The organism is Frigoribacterium sp. NPDC087798 (assembly GCF_044742985.1).
In the GTDB taxonomy this organism is placed as follows: domain Bacteria; phylum Actinomycetota; class Actinomycetes; order Actinomycetales; family Microbacteriaceae; genus Frigoribacterium.
This window is the reverse complement of the sequence record NZ_JBIUVP010000005.1, coordinates 203,804-223,882: the sequence shown is the minus strand read 5'-3', so window position 1 is coordinate 223,882 and position 20,079 is coordinate 203,804. Positions and strand designations below refer to the sequence as shown.

At 71.4% G+C, this 20,079-nt stretch carries 19 protein-coding genes, 1 tRNA gene and 1 riboswitch; of the genes, 9 read left to right on the top strand and 11 right to left on the bottom strand.

Annotated elements, in window-relative coordinates:
• Positions 1 to 217: 217 nt before the first annotated feature.
• Positions 218 to 814 carry a hypothetical protein gene (locus ACIOSR_RS13775; RefSeq protein WP_402752902.1) on the top strand — a complete coding sequence of 199 codons (597 nt, stop codon included), beginning with the start codon at positions 218 to 220 and terminating at the stop codon, positions 812 to 814.
• A gap of 132 nt (positions 815 to 946) precedes the next feature.
• Here ACIOSR_RS13775 and ACIOSR_RS13770 read toward each other — a convergent pair whose 3' ends face one another.
• Positions 947 to 2,116 carry an SGNH/GDSL hydrolase family protein gene (locus tag ACIOSR_RS13770; RefSeq protein WP_402752901.1) on the bottom strand — a complete coding sequence of 390 codons (1,170 nt, stop codon included), beginning with the start codon at positions 2,114 to 2,116 and terminating at the stop codon, positions 947 to 949.
• Between the two features lie 58 nt (positions 2,117 to 2,174).
• Complete coding sequence (locus tag ACIOSR_RS13765; RefSeq protein WP_402752900.1) at positions 2,175 to 3,866, bottom strand: ABC-F family ATP-binding cassette domain-containing protein; 1,692 nt, start codon at positions 3,864 to 3,866, stop codon at positions 2,175 to 2,177.
• A 79-nt stretch (positions 3,867 to 3,945) separates the two neighbouring features.
• On the opposite strand from ACIOSR_RS13765, the gene ACIOSR_RS13760 reads away from it, so the two are divergent.
• A complete protein-coding gene (locus tag ACIOSR_RS13760) occupies positions 3,946 to 4,131 on the top strand; it encodes a PspC domain-containing protein (RefSeq protein WP_054147120.1) in 186 nt (61 codons plus the stop codon).
• Between the two features lie 108 nt (positions 4,132 to 4,239).
• Here ACIOSR_RS13760 and ACIOSR_RS13755 read toward each other — a convergent pair whose 3' ends face one another.
• Complete coding sequence (locus tag ACIOSR_RS13755; protein WP_402752899.1) at positions 4,240 to 4,716, bottom strand: DUF2017 domain-containing protein; 477 nt, start codon at positions 4,714 to 4,716, stop codon at positions 4,240 to 4,242.
• Positions 4,713 to 5,018, bottom strand: a complete 306-nt coding sequence (clpS, locus tag ACIOSR_RS13750; protein WP_056043262.1) for an ATP-dependent Clp protease adapter ClpS — start codon at positions 5,016 to 5,018, stop codon at positions 4,713 to 4,715. Before clpS ends, ACIOSR_RS13755 begins: the two co-directional genes overlap by 4 nt.
• A 60-nt stretch (positions 5,019 to 5,078) precedes the next feature.
• Positions 5,079 to 5,162: riboswitch (ZMP/ZTP riboswitch) on the top strand.
• A gap of 44 nt (positions 5,163 to 5,206) precedes the next feature.
• On the opposite strand from clpS, the gene glyA reads away from it, so the two are divergent.
• Both glyA and ACIOSR_RS13740 read left to right on the top strand, forming a co-directional pair.
• On the top strand, positions 5,207 to 6,523 hold the full coding sequence (glyA, locus tag ACIOSR_RS13745) for a serine hydroxymethyltransferase (RefSeq protein WP_082460133.1): 1,317 nt from the start codon (positions 5,207 to 5,209) through the stop codon (positions 6,521 to 6,523).
• 101 nt (positions 6,524 to 6,624) lie between these two features.
• Positions 6,625 to 7,503 carry a bifunctional methylenetetrahydrofolate dehydrogenase/methenyltetrahydrofolate cyclohydrolase gene (locus ACIOSR_RS13740; RefSeq protein ID WP_402752905.1) on the top strand — a complete coding sequence of 293 codons (879 nt, stop codon included), beginning with the start codon at positions 6,625 to 6,627 and terminating at the stop codon, positions 7,501 to 7,503.
• Between the two features lie 347 nt (positions 7,504 to 7,850).
• Here the strand turns inward: ACIOSR_RS13740 and galK are convergent, their stop codons facing one another.
• Both galK and galT read right to left on the bottom strand, forming a co-directional pair.
• The gene (gene galK / locus ACIOSR_RS13735) at positions 7,851 to 9,056 is read right to left on the bottom strand and encodes a galactokinase (RefSeq protein ID WP_173153213.1); all 1,206 of its coding nucleotides are present in this window, start codon (positions 9,054 to 9,056) and stop codon (positions 7,851 to 7,853) included.
• The gene (galT, locus tag ACIOSR_RS13730; protein WP_159827720.1) at positions 9,053 to 10,156 is read right to left on the bottom strand and encodes a galactose-1-phosphate uridylyltransferase; all 1,104 of its coding nucleotides are present in this window, start codon (positions 10,154 to 10,156) and stop codon (positions 9,053 to 9,055) included. The genes galK and galT overlap by 4 nt, the downstream gene beginning before the upstream one ends.
• A gap of 55 nt (positions 10,157 to 10,211) precedes the next feature.
• Here galT and ACIOSR_RS13725 point away from each other — a divergent pair, with 55 nt between their 5' ends.
• Entirely contained in the window at positions 10,212 to 11,102 is an 891-nt protein-coding gene (locus tag ACIOSR_RS13725; RefSeq protein ID WP_402752898.1) for a DeoR/GlpR family DNA-binding transcription regulator, read from the top strand.
• Positions 11,103 to 11,172: 70 nt separating this feature from the next.
• Positions 11,173 to 12,114 carry an aldose 1-epimerase family protein gene (locus tag ACIOSR_RS13720; protein WP_402752897.1) on the top strand — a complete coding sequence of 314 codons (942 nt, stop codon included), beginning with the start codon at positions 11,173 to 11,175 and terminating at the stop codon, positions 12,112 to 12,114.
• Between the two features lie 444 nt (positions 12,115 to 12,558).
• Here the strand turns inward: ACIOSR_RS13720 and ACIOSR_RS13715 are convergent.
• Positions 12,559 to 12,631 (bottom strand) — tRNA-Lys (locus ACIOSR_RS13715).
• Positions 12,632 to 12,789: 158 nt separating this feature from the next.
• Here ACIOSR_RS13715 and ACIOSR_RS13710 point away from each other — a divergent pair.
• The 3 genes from ACIOSR_RS13710 (at position 12,790) to ACIOSR_RS13700 (ending at position 15,801) form a co-directional block, all read left to right on the top strand.
• The gene (locus tag ACIOSR_RS13710) at positions 12,790 to 13,419 is read left to right on the top strand and encodes a hypothetical protein (protein ID WP_055977451.1); all 630 of its coding nucleotides are present in this window, start codon (positions 12,790 to 12,792) and stop codon (positions 13,417 to 13,419) included.
• An 844-nt stretch (positions 13,420 to 14,263) separates the two neighbouring features.
• Entirely contained in the window at positions 14,264 to 14,860 is a 597-nt protein-coding gene (locus tag ACIOSR_RS13705) for a sigma-70 family RNA polymerase sigma factor (protein ID WP_056043251.1), read from the top strand.
• Positions 14,857 to 15,801: an anti-sigma factor gene (locus ACIOSR_RS13700; protein ID WP_173153206.1), complete on the top strand. Its 945-nt coding sequence runs from the start codon at positions 14,857 to 14,859 to the stop codon at positions 15,799 to 15,801. The genes ACIOSR_RS13705 and ACIOSR_RS13700 overlap by 4 nt, the downstream gene beginning before the upstream one ends.
• A 115-nt stretch (positions 15,802 to 15,916) precedes the next feature.
• Here the strand turns inward: ACIOSR_RS13700 and pstB are convergent, their stop codons facing one another.
• From pstB to ACIOSR_RS13680, 4 genes are all read right to left on the bottom strand, one after another.
• Entirely contained in the window at positions 15,917 to 16,696 is a 780-nt protein-coding gene (pstB, locus tag ACIOSR_RS13695; RefSeq protein ID WP_043597259.1) for a phosphate ABC transporter ATP-binding protein PstB, read from the bottom strand.
• 64 nt (positions 16,697 to 16,760) lie between these two features.
• Positions 16,761 to 17,855 carry a phosphate ABC transporter permease PstA gene (pstA, locus tag ACIOSR_RS13690; RefSeq protein WP_402752896.1) on the bottom strand — a complete coding sequence of 365 codons (1,095 nt, stop codon included), beginning with the start codon at positions 17,853 to 17,855 and terminating at the stop codon, positions 16,761 to 16,763.
• On the bottom strand, positions 17,855 to 18,817 hold the full coding sequence (pstC, locus tag ACIOSR_RS13685; protein ID WP_137847466.1) for a phosphate ABC transporter permease subunit PstC: 963 nt from the start codon (positions 18,815 to 18,817) through the stop codon (positions 17,855 to 17,857). The genes pstA and pstC overlap by 1 nt, the downstream gene beginning before the upstream one ends.
• Before the next feature lie 145 nt (positions 18,818 to 18,962).
• The gene (locus ACIOSR_RS13680) at positions 18,963 to 20,063 is read right to left on the bottom strand and encodes a phosphate ABC transporter substrate-binding protein PstS (protein WP_402752895.1); all 1,101 of its coding nucleotides are present in this window, start codon (positions 20,061 to 20,063) and stop codon (positions 18,963 to 18,965) included.
• Positions 20,064 to 20,079 lie beyond the last annotated feature (16 nt).

Below are 20,079 nucleotides of genomic sequence, written 5' to 3'. Positions count from 1 at the left end.
TTCCTGGCGGCGCACGACGAGCTGCGCGACGCCGCACGCGCCTCCTGACCGGCGCGGGGCCCCCCCCCCCGCCCCCCCCCGCCCCCCGCCGCCCCCCCCCCCCCCCGCCCCCCCCCCCCCCCCCCCCCACGACGGTGCGTCCTCGGAGGTGCCCCTCGTTAGGGTGACGGGAGCACCGGGCACAGCGAGTCCGAGGCAGATCACGAGGGAGCCCCCGATGACCACGACCATGCGCAGAACGGCCGTGACGGCCACCACCACGGGCGTGCTCGCCCTCGGCCTGCTGCTCGCCGGCTGCACCTCAGGAGGCGCGGGTGACGGTGACGAGGCCGGTTCCGGTGGGTCATCGGCCGGCTCGACGGAGGGCACCTTCGACGACCTCGCCAGCTGCGACGACGTCGGCTCGGCACTCGGCGGCGTCGTGGACGGCCTGGAGTTGCGCGGCGACAGCACGTTCTCGGGTGACCAGGCGAACTGCCAGTGGGCCACCCCGACCACCGAGGCGACCGACGCCGCCGACGTGACGGCGATCGTCGTCCTCGCCCAGCGCCAGGAGTTCAGCGCCGACGACATCAGCGCCCAGACCTCGCAGATCGAGGGCACCGAGGGCGTCGAGACCGTCGACGACTCGCGCGTCCAGGCGTTCGGCGGCCAGGCCTTCTCACAGTCGGTGACGCAGCAGGGCATCACGGCCTCGGCCAGCACGGTCCTCTCGCCGCACGGCCTGATCGCCGTCACGGCGACCGGTGCGGGCGACGCCGCCCCGCTCAGCACCGACGAAACGCTCGACGCCGCCTACGGCCTGTTCGACTGAGCCCCGCCGGGGCGGGCGTCGTCGTCGTGACGCGCCCGCGCCTCCTCGTCCCGCTCGACACGTCGGTCGAGTGGTCCCGAAACGTCCTCGCGTGCGGGCCGAACCACGATTCGGGACCACTCGACGGGTCGCTCAGTCGACGCTGAGCTTCTCGAGCACGAAGTCGGCGATGACGCGTTGGCCGGCGTCGTTCGGGTGCACGCCGTCGGCCGAGAGCAGCGAGGCGACCCCGTCGGCTGGCAGGGCGTCGGCGAGGTCGACGTAGGCGCTGCCGGTCTCGGCCGCGAGGCGCTGCACGACGGCGTCGTACTCGGCGGCATCGCCGGCCAGCCCCTCGGTGAGGTTCGTGCCCGGCACGAACTCGCCCATCAGCAGGACCGACGGCGGGTCGTCGAGGCTCTGCAGGCCGTCGATCAGGGTGCGGTAGTCGTCCTCGAACTGGTCCGGCGTGCGGCTGAACGCGTCGTTGGCGCCGAGGGTGATCGTGACCAGGTCGGGCTTGGTCGCGGCGATCGAGTCGAGGAACCCGGGCAGGTCGGCCGTGAAGGTGCGGGCCGTGGCGCCGGAGCGGGACGAGTCGAAGAGCGTGATGCCGCGGTCGCGATCGCCGTCGAAGGCGGTCAGACCCTCGAGGTCGACCGGCGTCTGCGCGTGGATCGTCACGGTGTGTGCGCCCGCGTCGAGCCCGGTCACCGACGTGATCCCGCTGGTGGCCATGGAGTCGCGGGTGTCGACCTCGACCGCCTCGCCGTCGTCGACGGTGTAGTCGAAGGTGCCGCGTCCGCTCGACCACCAGAGGTCGAGGTCGGTGCCCGTGAACGGGTACGTGGTGGTCGCGCCGGCACCGAGGGTGACCGCGCGGTAGCCGAGGTCGGCGGTGCGGGACGACGCCGACACCGACCCCTCGCTGCTCGAGGCCCAGCGGGCCCAGGTCGAGGCCGGGGGAGCGACGGCGAACGCGGCCGGCCGGTAGCCGACCCCGCCCGGAACGTCGTCGGTCGGGTAGCGCTCGCGCAGGCCGTCGAGGGTCAGGTCGATCCACCGGGAGTCCACGGTCGAGGCGCCCATGCCCTCGGAGATCGAGTCGCCGACGGCGACCCAGCGGGCGGAGTAGTCGTCGCGGGCGTCGAGGGCGGTCGCCCAGTCGGCGAGCTCCGAGGAGGCGCGGGTCGGCTGGGGAGAGGAGGTCCCGTCCGCGGAGGCGCCGCCCGTGGGCTCGCTCGGGTCGGTCGGGCCCGCCGTGCAGCCCGTGAGCAGGGCGAGGGCAGCGGCGACCGCGACCAGTCGGGTGGTTCGGGTCATGACGACGACGGTAGTCGAGGGGCGCGGGGGTCGTTCACCGGCGACGGCGTCGGCGCCCTCACGACTCGGTGACGGTGCCGCCCTCGACCCTCCAGTGGCGATCGAGCCGGACCGTCTCGAGCATGCGCCGGTCGTGCGTGACGAGCAGCAGCGTGCCGTCGTACGACTCGAGGGCCTGCTCGAGCTGTTCGATGGCGGCGAGGTCGAGGTGGTTCGTGGGCTCGTCGAGCACGAGCACGTTGACGCCTCGGGCCTGCAGCAGGGCGAGGCCGGCACGGGTGCGCTCGCCGGGCGAGAGCTCGTCGACCGGACGCGAGACGTGGTCGGCCTTGAGCCCGAACTTGGCGAGCAGCGTCCGCACCTCGGCCTGGGGCCAGTCCGGCACGAGCGCCTCGAACGCGTCGGCCAACGGCACGTCGCCGGCCAGGAGTGCCCTGGCCTGGTCGATCTCGCCGACGGCGATGCTGGCTCCGAGACTCGCGCCTCCTTCGCTGGGGGCCTGGCGGCCGAGCAGGCCGCGCAGCAGGGTCGACTTGCCGGCGCCGTTCGGGCCGGTGATGCCGATGCGGTCGCCGCCGTCCACCTGCAGCGACACCGGACCGAGCACGAACTCGCCCGTCGTGGGGTCGCCCTGGCGGAACACCGCACCGCTGAGGGTCGAGACGACCGAGCTCGACCGGGGTGCGGCGCCGATCGTGAACTCGAGCTGCCACTCTTTGCGGGGCTCGTCGACCTCGTCGAGGCGGGCGATGCGGCTCTCCATCTGGCGGACCTTCTGGGCCTGCTTCTCGCTCGACTCGGCCGAGGCCTTGCGACGGATCTTGTCGTTGTCGGGGGCCTTCTTCATCGCGTTGCGGACGCCCTGGCTCGACCACTCTCGCTGCGTGCGGGCGCGGCCGACGAGGTCGGCCTTCTTCTCGGCGAACTCGTCGTAGGCCTCGCGGGCGTGACGGCGGGCCGTCTCGCGCTCGTCGAGGTAGGCGTCGTAGCCGCCGCCGAAGACGCGGTTCGACGACTGCGCGAGGTCGAGCTCGAGCACCTTCGTGACGCATCGGGCGAGGAACTCGCGGTCGTGGCTGACGAGGACGATGCCGCCCCGCTGCCCCTGCACGAAGCGCTCGAGTCGTTCGAGGCCGTCGAGGTCGAGGTCGTTCGTGGGCTCGTCGAGCAGCGCGACGTCGAAGCGGCTGAGCAGCAGGGCGGCGAGGCCGACGCGGGCGGCCTGGCCTCCGCTGAGGCCGGTCATCGGGCTGTCGGGGCCGACGGCTCCGTCGCCGTCACGGTCGAGGCCGAGGTCGGCGAGCACCTGCGGCAGGCGGTCGTCGAGGTCGGCGGCGCCGCTGGCGAGCCACCGGTCGAGGGCGGTCGAGTAGACGTCGGCGGGTTCGAGGCCGTCGGCTCGGGGCACCGGGTCGGGGTCGCCGAGGGCGGCGGCGGCGGCGTCCATCTCGGCGGTGGCCTGCGTGCTGCCCGTGCGGCGGCCGATGTAGTCGGCGACGGTCTCTCCGGGCACGCGCTCGTGCTCCTGCGGCAGCCAGCCGACGAAGGCGTCGCCGGGGTTGAGGGTGACCGTGCCGGCCTGCGGCTCGTCGACCCCCGCCAGGAGGCGCAGCAACGTCGACTTGCCGGCCCCGTTCACACCCACCACCCCCACGACGTCACCCGGGGCGACGGTCAGGTCGAGGTCGTCGAAGAGGGTGCGGTGCCCGTGGCCGCCGGCCAGGCCCTTGGCCACGAGTGAAGCGCTCATCCGGCCATTCTCGCGTACCGGGCGCCGGCCCGCGAGGCGGCCCTGGCGCCCTCCAGGCGGGGCTGGCATGCTCGAGGGCATGGCCTCCCTCACTCGTCCCCGCCGCGGCAAGATCATCGCCGGAGTCTGCGCCGCCCTCGCGAACCGCTTCGGCATCAGCGCCTTCCTGGTGCGCCTGATCTTCGTGCTGTCGATCATCCTCCCGGGGCCCCAGGTGCTCGTGTACCTCGTGCTCTGGGTCGTGTTCCCGAAGGAGAACCGCTAGTCCTCGACCCATGGGTCTGCCGATCGCCGGGTCGCGGCCCTCGCCCTGCGGGGCGCCGGGCGCGTGGCGCCGGGTTCGGGCGCCGGGCGCCGGGCGCGTGGCGCTGGGTCAGCCCTTGGGCAGGGACCGCAGCAGCGCCTCCTGCAGGTAGCCCAGCCAGTCGAAGACGTGGCCCATCGCCTGCAGCTGTCGGTCACCGCCCTCGGGGAGGCCGTCGCCCGTGACCCCCAGGCGCTCGCCGAGGGTCAGGCGCAGGTCGTTGAGGGTGCGCAGCCACGACTGCTGGGCGGCACGGTCGAGCGTCGACCCCGGCTCGCCGAGCGTCGCCAGCACCGCCCGGCCGTTCTCGACCTTGCGCCGGGTCAGGTCGTCGGCGGTGAACCGCCGGAACTCGGCGGCCGCCTCGGCGTCGTCGCGATACGCCGCCGGCAGGAGGCGCGCCAGGGCCGGATCGCCCTCGTCACCGTTCTCGAGCAGCGACAGCAGTTGACCCACCAGGTCGGTGAGCAGGCCCCGCTCGTCGGCGTCGAGCCGCACGCGGATCTCGTTGCCGCCCCGGGGGCGGACGAACGGCACCAGCGTCACGCCTCGTCCTCCTTCGAGAGGGTCGCCCACAGGCCGTAGTCGTGCATCGCCTCGACGTGCCGCTCCATCGCTTCGCGGTTGCCCGTGGCGACGACCGCACGACCCTCGGTGTGGACGCGCATCATCAGGCGCTTCGCCTCGGCCCGGCCGAAGCCGAAGTAGGTCTCGAAGACGTGCGTGACGTAGGTCATCAGGTTGACCGGGTCATCCCAGACGAGCGTCACCCAGGGGGTGTCGGGCGAGGTCAGGAGGCGCTGGTCGGCCTCCGTTCCCGTGCGGGTGTCGTCGAGGGTGGGGCTCACCCGTCCAGGGTGTCACACGGTCGCCGAGCGGGTTCCCCGTCAGGGGTCGTCTTGTTATGCTGTGCGGGTCGCGACTGGCGTTCAGATGGTCACCATCGGGGAGCGACTGACACACGTGCGTGGCCGTACGCCTGGGCCACGACATCCGACCTCCGTCCGTCCCGTGTGCCAAGGAGTCCTCCGTGACCATCTCCGACCAGACCAGCGCCCAGACCGCCGCCTCGTCCGCCGAGTCGACCGATCGCCAGCCGTCGACCTTCAACCAGCCGCTCTCGGTCGTCGACCCCGAGATCGCCGCCGTCCTCGAGCAAGAGCTGGGGCGCCAGCGCGACTACCTCGAGATGATCGCCTCCGAGAACTTCGTGCCGCGTGCCGTGCTCGAGTCGCAGGGTTCGGTGCTGACGAACAAGTACGCCGAGGGCTACCCGGGTCGTCGCTACTACGGCGGTTGCGAGTTCGTCGACGTCGCCGAGAACCTCGCCATCGAGCGCGCCAAGTCGCTGTTCGGCGCCGAGTTCGCCAACGTCCAGCCGCACTCGGGTGCCCAGGCGAACGCCGCCGTGCTCGCCGCGATCGCCGACATCGGCGACACGATCCTCGGTCTCGAGCTGTCGCACGGCGGCCACCTGACCCACGGCATGAAGCTCAACTTCTCGGGCAAGATGTACAAGGCCGTGGCCTACGAGGTCGACCCCGAGACCTACCTGATCGACATGGACGTCGTCCGTCGCCAGGCGATCGAGCACCAGCCCAAGGTCATCATCGCCGGCTGGTCGGCCTACCCCCGTCAGCTCGACTTCGCGGCCTTCCGTGCCATCGCCGACGAGGTGGGCGCCTACCTCTGGGTCGACATGGCGCACTTCGCCGGCCTCGTGGCCGCGGGCCTGCACCCGTCGCCCCTGCCGCACGCGCACGTGGTCTCGTCGACGGTGCACAAGACCCTCGCGGGTCCCCGCTCGGGCGTGATCCTCTCGAACCACGAGCCCCTGTTCAAGAAGCTCAACTCGGCCGTGTTCCCGGGCCAGCAGGGCGGCCCCCTGATGCACGTCATCGCGGCCAAGGCGACGGCGTTCAAGCTCGCCGCCGAGCCCGAGTTCAAGGACCGTCAGGAGCGCACCATCCGCGGCGCCCAGGCCCTCGCGGCCCGCCTCACGGCCGACGACGCCAAGGCCGCCGGGGTCGACGTGCTGACCGGTGGCACCGACGTGCACCTGGTGCTCGTCGACCTGCGCGCCAGCGAGGTCGACGGCAAGCAGGCCGAGAACCTGCTGCACGACGTCGGCATCACGGTGAACCGCAACTCGGTGCCGTGGGACCCCCGCCCGCCGATGGTCACCTCGGGCGTGCGCATCGGCACGTCGGCCCTCGCCACCCGTGGCTTCTCGGATGACGAGTTCGCCGAGGTCGCCGACATCATCGCGCTCACGCTGATGCCCTCGCCCGACGTCGAGGCTCTCGCGGCCCGCGTCAAGGCGCTGACCGACGCGTTCCCGCTCTACGCGTGAGCGCTGACGTCGCGGCCGGGACTCCGGCGGACGTCGGGGTCGAGGCCTCGTCACGGGGTGCGGTGGGCGTCGAGCGTGCCCGTTTCGTCCCCGGCGACGACTTGTCCGCCGTGAAGATCGACGGCACTGCTCTGGCCGCCGCCGTCAAGGACGACCTGCGCCTCCGGGTGGACGCCCTCAAGGCCCGGGGCATCGCGCCGGGACTCGGGACGATCCTGGTCGGGGCGAACCCCGGTTCGCTGTCCTACGTCGCGGGCAAGCACCGTGACTGCGCCGAGGTCGGCATCGAGTCGATCCGCATCGACCTGCCCGACACGGCGACCGAGGACGAGATCCGTCGGGCGATCGAGACGATGAACGCCGACCCCGCGGTCACGGCGTTCATCATCCAGTTGCCGTTGCCCGCCGGCATCGACCCGACGGCGATGCTCGAGCTCATGGACCCGGCCAAGGACGCCGACGGCCTGCACCCGGTCAACCTCGGCGAGCTCGTGCTGGCCGTGCCCGGCGGCAAGGGGTCGATCGACACGCCCCTGCCCTGCACGCCGCGCGGCATCGTCGAGATGCTGCACGCCTACGACATCCCGATCGCGGGGACGCACGTCACGATCATCGGCCAGGGGCTGACGGTCGGGCGGCCGCTCGGGCTGCTGTTGACCCGCCTCGAGGCGACGGCGACGCTGACGCACTCCCGGACGGTCGACGTCGCCGCCGAGGTGCGCCGGGCCGACATCGTCGTGGCCGCCGCGGGCGTCGCGGGGCTGGTCAAGCCGGACTGGGTGAAGCCCGGGGCCGCCGTGATCGACGTGGGCATCACCCGCGTGCTGAACGAGGAGACGGGCAAGTACAAGCTGCGCGGAGACGTCGACCCGGCCGTCGCCGCGGTCGCGGGCTTCCAGTCGCCCGTGCCGGGTGGGGTCGGGCCGATGACCCGGGCCATGCTGCTGAAGAACGTGGTCGAGGCCGCCGAGCGTCCCTGACGCCGGGGCCTGCCGGGCGTGCTGCCGCTGCCCGCACCACGCCCGGAGATGAGCACAGCGCCAGGTTTTCCCCTGGCGCTGTGCTCATCTCGTGGTGCTGTGCCCACCTCGTGGTGCGCTGGCCGTCCCGTGGTGCTGAGTCGGGGTCGTGCCGGCATCCCGCCACGAATTCGACACGCCGCCACGCAATGACGTGGCGGCGTATTCATCTCGTGGCGGGGAGCACTGCCGCCGCTCCCACCACGCCAGAAGATGGGCACCGCGCCAGGTTTTCCCCTGGTGCTGTGCCCATCTCGTGGTGCTGTGCCCATCTCGTGGCGCTGTGCCCGTGGCAGGGCAGCCCGGCGTCAGGCGTCGCGGCGGGCGCCCTCGGCGGCGTGCACCGTGAAGACGGTCGGAGCCGTGTAGCCGGCCTCGGCGAAGGCGGCGACGATCGCGGCTTCGACGTCGGCGCGGGCCTCGGTGGGGACGAGCGCGATGGCCGACCCGCCGAAACCGCCACCCGTCATGCGGGCACCCACGGCACCGGTCGCCTGGGCGGTGGCGACGGCGAGGTCCAACTCGGGGACCGAGATCTCGAAGTCGTCGCGCATCGACACGTGCGAGGCGTCGAGCAGATGGCCGATCGCCTGCGGGCCGTCGGTGCGCAGCGTGCGGACGGTGTCGAGCACGCGCTGGTTCTCGGTGACGACGTGACGGACGCGACGGAAGGTCTCGTCGTCGAGCAGCTCTTCGGCCCGAACGAGGTCGTCGGCGTCGAGGTCGCGCAGGGAGTCGACGCCGAGGGCGGCGGCACCCTTCTCGCACGACGCGCGACGCTCGACGTAGCCGCCGGTGGCGTGGGCGTGCTCGACGTGCGTGTCGACGACGAGCACCTCGAGGCCGGCGGCGGCGAAGCCGAGGTCGACGACGTCGGCGTCGAGGCTGCGGCAGTCGAGGAACACGCCCGAGTCGGCCTCACCCAGCAGCGACGCGGACTGGTCCATGATGCCCGTCGGTGCGCCGACGACCTCGTTCTCGGCGAGTTGCCCGACCGCGGCCAGGGCCGAGCGGTTGACGTCCAGCGACCAGAGCTCGGCGAAGGCCACGGCCACCGAGCACTCGAGCGCCGCGGACGACGAGAGCCCTGCGCCGACCGGCACCTCGGACTCGACGAACAGGTCGAGGCCGGGGACGCCGGACAGGTCGATGGTCGACAGGTCGCCCCCGGCGGCCGCGAACGAGGGTGAGTCGGCGCGGTCGTGTGCGACCGACAACGCCCAGGCGATGCCGAGGGCGTACGCCGACCACCCCGACATCGATGCCGGGTCGAGGTCGTCGAGCGACACCTCGTGCACGCCGCCCTCGAACGACGACGCCACGCGCAGCAGGCGGTCGTCGCGCCGACCGACGGTGACGGTGGTGCGTCGGTCGATGGCGAAGGGCAGCACGAAGCCGTCGTTGTAGTCGGTGTGCTCGCCGATGAGGTTCACGCGGCCCGGGGCGGACCAGCGTCCGGCGACCTCGGTGTCGAAGACCTCGCGGAAGCCCTGGGGAGTGGTGGTGTCGGTCATGATCGCTCGATCGCCTCTCGGATTCGGTCGGCCTGCACCTCGGGGACGAGGTCGCCCACCCAGGCTCCCATCGCCGCCTCGGAGCCTGCCAGGAACTTCAACTTGCTCTCGGCCCGGCGAGGCGAGGTGATCTGCAGCATCAGGCGCACGGTGTCGCGTCCGACGCCGACGGGGGCCTGGTGCCAGGCGGCGATGTAGGGCGTCGGGTCGTCGTACAGGGCGTCGACACCCCGCAGGAGGCGCCGGTACATGACCGCGAGCTCGTCGCGTTCGTCGTCGGTCAGCGCCGCGAAGTCGGGGGCGTGACGGTGCGGCAGCAGGTGGATCTCGATGGGCCATCGCGCGGCGAACGGGACGAAGGCCGTGAAGTGCTCGCCGGCGAGGACGACGCGGGGGCCGGAGCGTTCGCGGTCGAGCAGGTCGGCGAAGAGGGTCGGCCCGTAGGTCTCGATGCTGTCGAGCAGCCGCGTGGTGCGCGGCGTGACGTAGGGGTAGGCGTAGATCTGACCGTGCGGGTGGTGCAGGGTGACGCCGATGGCCTGGCCGCGGTTCTCGAAGGGGAACACCTGCTGGATGCCGGGCAGCGCCGACAGGGCGGCCGTGCGGTCGGCCCAGGCCTCGACCACGGTGCGGGCGCGTGACTCGCTCAGGTCGGCGAACGACCCGTGGGTCTCGGGGCTGAAGCAGACGACCTCGCACCGGCCGACGCTGCGCAGGGTGCGTTCGAGGCCGATGCGGGTCAGGTCGTCGAGGCCCTCGGGAGCGTCGTCGCTCTCGAGCAGCGGCCCGAACGACGGCGAGCGGTTCTCGAACACGGCGACGTCGTAGACGTCGGGGATCTCGGACGGGTTGGTCTCGCTGGCCGGCGCCAGCGGGTCGAGCTCGGCCGGGGGCAGGAACACACGGTTCTGCCGCGACGCGGCGATCGAGACCCACTCGCCGGTGAGGACGTCCTGTCGCATGGTCGCCGTGTCGGGCCGCGGATCGAGCGTGCGCGCGTCGACGCGTCGCTCGGCCGTGAGCGTGGTGTCGGCGTCGTCGAAGTAGATGAGTTCGCGACCGTCGGACAGGACCGTCGCGCGTTTCGTGATGGACGACATCGCGCCTCCTTCAGTTCGGGGCACTCGCTACTACGATTTGCAGTTGCGAAAGTACGTGAAAGCATACGAAACTAGCCGGGTGAACGGCAACTCGACCCCGCCCCCGGTGCCGCAGCCCGCGCCGCTGCCGGGTGAGCGGCGTCGCGACCGCATCGCCGACCTCGTCGGGCGTCGCGGCTTCGTCCGCACGGCCGAGCTGGCGCGCGAGTTCCGGCTGTCCGAGGTGACGATCCGCACCGACCTCGAGAGCCTGGCGGCCGACGGCCTGCTCTCGCGCGTGCACGGTGGGGCGCTGTCCGTCGACCGCCCGGCCGAGCGACCGTTCGAAGAAGAGAGCTCGGTCTCGACCGAGGCCAAGCGGGCCATCGGGGTCGAGGCCGCGTCGCTCGTACGGTCGGGTGACTGCGTCGTGCTCGACGTCGGCACGACCACAACCCAGATCGCGCTTGCCCTGCTCGAACGGCACGACCTCGAGGGCGTCGTGGTCGTGACGAACGGCCTCACCATCGCGCTGGCGCTCGAGCAGGCCGTGCCCCGGTTCACGGTCATCGTGTCCGGCGGCACCCTGCGGCCGTTGCAGCACTCGCTGGTCAACCCGCTGGCGACGAGCGTGTTCGCGAGCGTCACGGCCGACCTGGCGTTCATCGGCTGCACCGGCGTCCACGCCCTCCACGGGGTGACGAACGTCAACCTGCCCGAGACCGACCTCAAGCGCCTCATGACCCAGACCGCCCGCCGGTCGTACATCGTCGCCGACGGCAGCAAGCTCGGCGAGGCCCACCTCGGCGTCATCGGTCCGCTCGACACCTTCGAGGCGCTCATCACGGCGGGGGCCGACGAGGCGCCCGTCGCCGAGCTGCGTCGAGCCGGCCTCGCCGTCGTCACCGCAGGAGGCGCGGGCGAGGTCGACGCGCCTCCTCGCGACCCTGCCCCCTCGCGTCCCTGAGCCCGGGCCCCCGTCGCGGGGCCTCGAGCGATCCCGGACGCCACCGACACCCGAGAGCGAGACTGGAACGATGACGACGAGCAGCCCGACCGGAGAACAGTACGACCTCGCCCTCGAGCACGACGGGCACCGCGTCACGGGTGTGGTCACGCAGGTGGCGGCGGGCATCCGCGCGCTGGCCGTCGACGGCATCGCCCTCACCGAGACCTTCGGTGCCGACGAGGTGCCGCCGTCCGCCTGCGGCATCACCCTCGTGCCCTGGCCGAACCGGGTCGCGCGCGGCCGATGGACGCTCGACGGCCGTGAGCAGCAGCTCGACCTGACCGAGCCGTCCAAGGGCAACGCCAGCCACGGGCTGCTGCGCTACACGGCCTACCAGGTGGTCGACCGCGAGCCCCACGCCGTGACGCTCGGAGCGACGGTGTTCCCCCAGCACGGCTATCCGTTCGAGCTCGACACGAGCGTGCGGCACGAGCTCGTCCCGGACGGCATGGTCGTGACGCACACCATCACGAACGTCGGCCCGGACCGGGCCCCGTTCGCCGTCGGGTCGCACCCGTTCTTCCGTGTGGGCGACCACGATCCGGCGACGCTGACCGTCACGCTGGCGGCCTCGACGCGGTACGAGACCGACGAGGCGAGCATCCCGGTCGGCACGGTGCCGGTGGCCGGCACCGCGTTCGACCTCTCGCAGGGCCCTCGCCTGGGCGACCTCGACCTCGACACGGGTTACCGCGACGTCGAGCCCGACGCCGACGGCATCCGCACGACGACCTTCACGGCCCCCGACGGCTCGACGACCGAACTTTGGCAAGACCCGTCGTTCGAGTACGTGCAGGTGTTCACGCCCCGAAACTTCCCCCGGGACGGGGTCGAGGGGCTGGCCGTCGCCGCCGAACCGATGACGGCACCGGCCAACGCGCTGGCCTCGGGCGAGGGTCTGCGCTGGCTCGAGCCGGGCGAGACGTGGACGGGCACGTGGGGCGTGCGGTACCGGGCGTCCGGCTCATGACGATGACGTGGCGGTTCGTCGAGACTCGCTCGAGGGTCAATGTCCAGAAAACGCGAACCTGAGACCGGCACGATGCCGGGCGCGTAACGTCGACTGCTGTCTCCCCAGGGTCCCGTAACCCTGGCGTACCCCGTAACGACTCCGTCGGCTTGCCCGACATGTGTCGCGAGGAGGCCGAGCGCCCCTCCCGGCCCGAACCGGAGGGGCGCTTTCTCTCGCCCTCAACAGACTCGTCGAGACGCGGAGGCGGACAAGGCGTATGTTCTGCCCATGCCAGGTGGGTGGGACCACCTGAAATCGGGGGACAGGATTCGGGTTCGGTCTCTCGTGGTGGGGCCGCCGCATTCGGGTGCGACGTCGGCCCCACCTTCCTGGTCGGAAGACGGCCGTCCGTGAACGCGACGACGACGTCGGAGCGATGTCGGCGATCGCGACGCGTACAGGTGGGCCCCGTGGGGCTCGAACCCACGACCCGCGGATTAAAAGTCCGATGCTCTACCAACTGAGCTAGAGGCCCGTGCGCGTCCACTTTACGGGATGCCGCGCCTCCTGACCGCCAGGCCGACCCGCGCCTCCTCGGTGTCGACGGGCGTCGACGGGTGGGCCCGGTGCAGGCGGTGGTTCCGTGGGCGAACGCCCGGCTCGGTGTCGGTGGTCGCGCCTATCGTGGGTCCGGTGCCGAGACCATTCCACCGCCCGACCCAGTTCTCGGGGTCCGAGTTCGAAGCCTTCCAGGGCGGAGACGACCCCGCGACGATGAACCGCGTCGCCCACGAGTCGGCCTCGGCCCTCGTCGCGCGCGTCAAGCACGACCCGAGCCCCGAGATCCTCGACCGGCTCGTCACCTTCACCGACCAGCACGGCATCGACGCGGTCGCCGAGCTCTGGGCCCGGGCCAGTCCCCACAGCCTGCCGGGCGCCCTCTGGCGCATCTACCTCGTGCGGGCCGTCATCCGGCAGAACCCGGTCGAGGTCACCCAGCTCTTCGAGCGCGGGGTCGAGGTCGCCACCACGATCGACCCGGTCGTCGCGGGCGCGCCGGCTCCGGCCAGCCCGGAAGAGATCCTCGAACTCGCCGACCTGATCCTCCGCGGGGTCTTCGTCGGCGACTTCGCCATCGCCCTCGAGCGGGGTGCCGCGTTCTGCCGCCTCGCCGCCGCCGGCGCCACCTCGGTCGCCGACGACCAAGACGCCGTCGGGTCCGACCGCGCGGGCGAACTCACCCGTCGCGCCCTGCGCTTCAGCGAGCTCGGGGTCGACCTCGTCGCCTGCGCCCACCTGTGGCGCGACGACAGCCTCGACTGAACACCGCGCCGCGCCACGCGGGCGGGCGGGCCTGCGCCGCGCTGCGGAGGGCGGCACGGCCGAGGGCGACCGCCGACGGCCGACGGCCGACCGCCGACCGCCCCACGCTCGACACGCGCGGACCCGCCTCGCGTTCGCACGACGCGAACTCGGCGGACCGCTCGGCCCGAGGCGGGTAAAGTCTTCCCTGTCGGGCCGCAGTAACCCCGGGCTCCAAATTTAGCCGCTTCGAGCGGCCTCGCGCCGAGAGGCGTTTCTGCGGTCCGGCGCCTCTTCCTCCCGAGGCGGGTCCTCGGTCGAGGACCGACGTGACGACCGACCGTCGGCCTCCTTCCCTCCGGCACCGCGCCTCCTCGGCTCGTCGGTGTGGGTACGTCGCGAGCAGGCGACGGCGTCTGGCGATCGCTGGGTGACGGTGAGCGACGCGTCGGGGCGAACCCGTCGGCTCCTGGACGGCTGTCGGTCCGCCCCTCTCGGGTTCGACACCCGGGTTCCGGCCGGGCGACACGAGCGCGCCGGGATGTTCACCCAATCCGGCGGGCCCCCCGTGCCGAATCATTGACGTGAGGGATCCACGATCCCCCGCCGACACCCGTCCTCCCTTAGTTTCGGGCGTCGGCGGGCTGGTCTCCCTGCGATGCACCGGGCCTGAACGCCATCCCAGACGGACGCATCGCAGGGAGTCCCGTCCGCACCACGAACACACCGCACCACGAACACACCGCACCACGAACACACCGCACCACGAACACACCGCACCACGAACACACGGCACCACATCACGATCCGCTCCGGATCGTGACCCACGACCCGACGAACAGTGCGACCGGAGGTGAACCCTGACATGCTCGAACTCGTGACCCGAGAGACAGAGACACCCGAGAGCGGGCCTGCTCCGTCGACCCCCGACATGTTGTTGCCGCGGGTCGCCCAGGGTGATCAGGCCGCTTTCGCCGAGCTGTACGATCAGACGGCGCCCCGCGTGCTGGGTCTGATCAAGCGCCTCCTGAAAGACCACGCCCAGTCCGAAGAGGTGGCCCAAGAGGTCTTCCTCGAGATCTGGCAGAACGCCACGCGCTTCGACTCCACCCGGGGCAGCGCCGCCAGCTGGATGCTCACGATGGCGCACCGACGAGCCGTCGACCGCATCCGCGCCTCCCAGGCCGGTCGCGACCGCGACCTCAAGATCGGCGTGCGCGACCTCGAGACCGACTTCGACTCGGTCACCGAGTCCGTCGAGATCCGCATCGAGCACGAGCGGGTCGAGCGGGCCCTCGGACGCCTCACCGAACTGCAACGGCAGGCGGTGAAGCTCGCCTACTACGGCGGCCTCAGCCACAGCGAGGTCGCGAAACTGTTGGACGTGCCGATCGGCACGGTCAAGACCAGACTGCGCGACGGCATGATCCGTCTGCGCGACGAGATGGGGGTGGCTTCGTGACCGACCACGACGAGCCCACGCACGGCCGCCACGCGGACGACGCGGGCACCACGAGAACCGACACCGACAACCTGTCCGGCGCCTACGTGCTCAACGCACTGAGCGACGACGAACGACACGCGTTCGAGGCACTCCTCGACGACACATCAGACCAGCACGACGACACCAGGACGGAGGTGGCCGAATTGAGAGAGACCGCATTGTTGCTCGCTCACGCGGCCCGGCCCGTCACCCCGTCGGCCGGGCTCCGCGCAAGCGTGCTCGACCTCATCGCGTCGACGCCGCAGCTCGCGCCGCTCACGGCGACGGCGGCACCGACGAGCCCCACGGCAGACCACGACATCGCGACGACCGCAGGAGGCGCGGGTGACGACGACCACGCACGTCGCGTCGAGCGCACCCCCGCCCCCGAGATGGAGCCGAGCGAAACCGAGGGCGCCCGCGTCCTCACGCCGACCGGAGCCGCGCACCGTCGTTGGTTCACGCGCCCCGTCGCCGTCCTCGGGGCGGCCGCCGCGGCCGCCGCGCTCTTCTTCGGCGGTGGAGCCCTCGTCGAGGGCCTCGGTCAGTCCGGCCAGCAGCAAGAACAGCAGGCCTCGGGCATCGACGAGATCTACGCCGCGAGCGACTTCCAGCGCTCGGTGGCCGACGTCAGCACCGGCGGCAAGGCGACGCTCATCTGGTCGGACGAGCTCGGCCGCTCGGCCGTCGTCGTCGACGGGATGACCTCGCTGCCCGGTGACCAGACCTACGAGCTCTGGTACATCAACGATGACGGCGCCGTCCCCGCGGGTACCTTCGACGCCTCGTCGAGCGCCCCGGCCACGCACCTGCTCAAGGGTGAGATGAACGCGGGCGACACCATCGGCATCACGGTCGAGCCGGCGGGTGGCTCGTCCTCGCCGACCAGCGACCCGGTCGTCGCCATCCCCAGCGCCTGACCCGTCGCCACGCCAGAAGAGGCGGTCCACCACGTGGTGGACCGCCTCTTCTCGTGTGCCCCTCACGGACACGCCGCGGGTGGGTGCGCCTCACCCCGAGGAGGCGCGGCTCCGATCAGCCGAAGCGTCCCGACACGTAGTCTTCCGTGGCCTGCACGCTCGGGTTCGAGAACATCTTCGCGGTGTCGTCGTACTCGATGAGCTTGCCGGGCTTGCCGGTGCCCGCGATGTTGAAGAACGCGGTCTTGTCGCTGACGCGGCTGGCCTGCTGCATGTTGTGGGTCACGATGACGATCGTGTACTGCTGCTTGAGCTCCTCGATGAGGTCCTCGATGGCGAGCGTCGAGATCGGGTCGAGGGCCGAGCAGGGCTCGTCCATCAGCACGACGTCGGGGGAGACCGCGATGGCCCGCGCGATGCAGAGGCGCTGCTGCTGACCACCCGAGAGGCCCGAGCCGGGCTTGTCGAGGCGGTCCTTGACCTCGTTCCAGAGGTTCGCGCCCTGCAGCGACGACTCGACGAGGCCGTCCTGGTCGCTCTTCGACATGCGACGGTTGTTGAGCTTGACGCCCGCGAGCACGTTGTCGCGGATGCTCATCGTCGGGAACGGGTTGGGGCGCTGGAACACCATGCCGACCTGTCGACGGACCAGGACGGGGTCGACGCCGGGGCTGTAGAGGTCGTTGCCGTCGATCAGCACCTCGCCCTCGACGTAGGCACCGGGGATGACCTCGTGCATGCGGTTCAGCGTGCGCAGGAAGGTCGACTTGCCACAGCCGGACGGGCCGATGAACGCGGTGACCGTGCGGGGCTCGATGGTGATGTTGACGTCTTCGACAGCCTTGAACTTGCTGTAGTAGACGTTGAGGTCGTTGACCTCGATGCGCTTGGACACGGTGATTCCTTCGGGGTGGGAGCCGGGCGGGAGCCGGGACGGGGTGTGGGTCGGGGCGGCCGGGTCAGCGGCCGAGCTTGGGGGCGAAGACGCGGGCGATCACGCGGGCCAGCAGGTTCAACGCCATCACCAGGAGGATGAGGGTGAGGGCCGAGGTCCAGGCCCTGTCGATGAACGCGGCGGCGTCGGTGCCCTGGCTGACGTACGAGCTGTAGGCGAAGACCGGAAGCGACTGCATGGCTCCGCCGAACAGGTTGTAGTTCATGTTCGCCGTGAACCCGGCGGTGATCAGCAGCGGAGCCGTTTCGCCGACGACGCGGGCGATGGCGAGCATGACGCCCGTCGTGATGCCGGCCACCGACGTGGGGATGACCACCTTCAGGATGGTCAGCCACTTCGGCACGCCGAGGGCGTACGACGCCTCGCGCAGCTCGTTCGGCACCAGCTTGAGCATCTCTTCGGTGCTGCGCACGACGACCGGGATCATCAGCACGGCCAGGGCGACCGAACCGGCCGCGCCCATGCGGACGCCCGCACCGAAGAAGATGACGAACAAGGCGTAGGCGAACAGGCCGGCGACGATCGACGGGATGCCCGTCATGACGTCGACGAAGAACGTGATGGAGCGGGCCAGGCGGCCCTGGCCGTACTCGACCAGGTAGATGGCCGTGAGCAGCCCGATCGGCACGGAGATCACCGCGGCGAGGGCGGTGATGAGCAGGGTGCCCGTGACGGCGTGCAGCCCGCCGCCGCCGGCGCCGACGATGTTGCGCATCGACATCGAGAAGAAGTCGGCGTCGAACCGGTTCGTCCCGGACGTCACGACGGTGATGAGCAACGACACCAGCGGCACGAGCGCGATGATGAAGGCGGCGCTCACGAGGGTGGTGACGACGCGGTCCTTCGCCCGGCGGATGCCCTCGACCTGCATCGCGACGACGAACACGAGCGCGGCGTAGAGCACGGTCCCGAGGACGATCGCTCCGACCCAGTTGAAGGTCTCGGTGACGCCGGCTGCGTTCAGGAGGGCGAAGACGACGCTCATGACGACCCAGCTGCCGAGCAGGATGACGAGGGGCGCGGCCTTGGGCAGGCGCCCCGTCGTGAGGGCGTTGACCGTGCGGGTGGACCGGCGCACGCCGGCGGTGGTGGTGGCCATCAGTTCGCTCCCGAGAAGGCCTTGCGGCGGTTGATGACGTAGCGGGCGATCGAGTTGACGATCAGGGTGATGACGAAGAGCACGAGGCCCGTCGCGATGAGGGTGTTGATCCCGATGTCGTGTGCCTCGGGGAACCTCAGGGCGATGTTGGCCGCGATCGTCGACGAGTTCGTCGACGTGAGGATCGCGGGGTTGATCACGAGGGCGGGTGACAGCACCAGGGCGACGGCCATGGTCTCGCCGAGCGCGCGTCCGAGCCCCAGCATGGCCGACGAGATGATGCCGGGCCGGCCGAAGGGCAGCACGGCGATCTGGATCATCTCCCACCGGGTGGCGCCGAGGGCCAGGGCGGCCTCCTCGTGCAGCACGGGCGTCTGCAGGAAGACCTCGCGGCTGAGGGCGGTGATGATCGGGAGGATCATCACGGCGAGCACGATCGAGGCGGTCAGCAGCGTGCGCCCGGTGCCCGAGACGGGGCCGGCGAAGAGCGGGAACCAGCCGAAGGTGTTCACGAGCCAGTCGTAGAACGGCTGGATCGCCGGGGCGAGCACGATGCTGCCCCACAGGCCGAAGACGACCGACGGCACCGCGGCCAGGAGGTCGATGACGTAGCCGAGGCCCTGGGCGAGCTTGCGGGGAGCGTAGTGCGAGATGAAGAGCGCGATGCCGATGGCGACCGGCAGGGCCATCAGAAGGGCCAGCGCGGCGGCGTAGACGGTGCCGAAGGCCAAGGGGCCGACGTACTGCCAGAAGGTGCCGGGGTAGCCCGAGAGCGAGACCTCGCCCGGGGCGGCGGTGAGTGCCGGGATGCTCTGCACGACGAGGAAGAGGGCGACGGCGGCCAGGATCGCGAGGATGAGACCACCCGCGACGACGGTGCTGCCCGAGAAGATCCGGTCGGCGGGACGTCGCTTGGGCTTCGGGACGACGGCGGGGGCCGAGGTCGTGGCGGGGGCGGTCATCGGACGGGGTCCTCCGGAGGCTCGGGTGGGGATCGGGGGCGAACGGGTGCGGGTGTGCTGGTGGTGCTGGTGCTGGTGGTGCCTGTCAGGCCGACGGCCCGGGAACGCACGCGGTGCGTTCCCGGGCCCCCGAGGTGGTGCGGTGTTACTTGATCAGTGCGATGGCGTCGGCGACCTGACCCGAGAGGGTGCTCGAGATCGGGGCCGAACCGGCGGCGTCGGCCGCGGCCTTCTGGCCTTCTTCGCTGGTGACGTACGAGAGGTACGCCTTCACGAGCTCGCCCTTGGCGGCGTCCTCGTAGGACTCGCAGGCGACGAGGTAGCTGACCAGGACGATCGGGTACACGCCGGATGCGGTCGAGGTCCGGTCGAGCGCGATGGCGATGTCGCCCTCGGTGCGGCCTTCTTCTTCGGGCGACTCGTCGACGATGGCGGCAGCGGCCTCGGCCGAGTAGCCGACGAAGTCGTCGCCGACCTTGACCTTGACGGTTCCGAGGTCACCGGCGCGCGAGGCGTCGGCGTAGCCGATGGTGCCGGTGCCGTTGGTGACGGCGTCGATCACGCCGGTGGTGCCCGAGGCGCCCTCGCCGCCGAACGCGGTCGGCCAGGTGCCGTCGGCCTCTTCGGTCCAGGTGTCGCCGGCCGTGGCGTGCAGGTAGTCGGTGAAGTTCTCGGTGGTGCCCGAGTCGTCCGAACGGTGGACGGCGGTGATGCCCGTGCTGGGCAGGTCGGCGTCGGGGTTGTCGGCCTTGATCTCGGAGGCGTCCCAGGTGGTGATCTTGCCGCTGAAGATGCCGGCGAGGGTGGCGGGCGTCAGGTTGAGCTCGTCGACGCCGTCGAGGTTGAAGACGACCGCGATGGGCGAGACGTAGGCGGGCAGCTCGACGATGCCGGTGTCGGGCGTGCAGCCGGCGAAGGTGCTCGACGAGATCTCGTCGGTCTTGAACGCGCGGTCGGAACCGGCGAAGTCCGCGGCACCCGAGATGAAGCTCTCGCGGCCGCTGCCCGAGCCGGAGGGCTCGTAGCCGATGTTGGCGTCGGGGTTGGCGGTCTGGAAGGCCGCGACCCAGGCCTCCTGGGCGGCCTGCTGCGACGAGGCGCCGACGCCCTTGATGGAGCCGGAGACGTCGCTGGACGATGCGCCGCCCGAAGGCGTGGCGCCGCCTTCGTTGCTGGCGCAGGACGCGAGGAGCATGGTTCCGACCGCGGCGATCGCGACGATGCTGCCGGTGCGCTTGAAGTTCACAGGGGGGTCCTTTTCG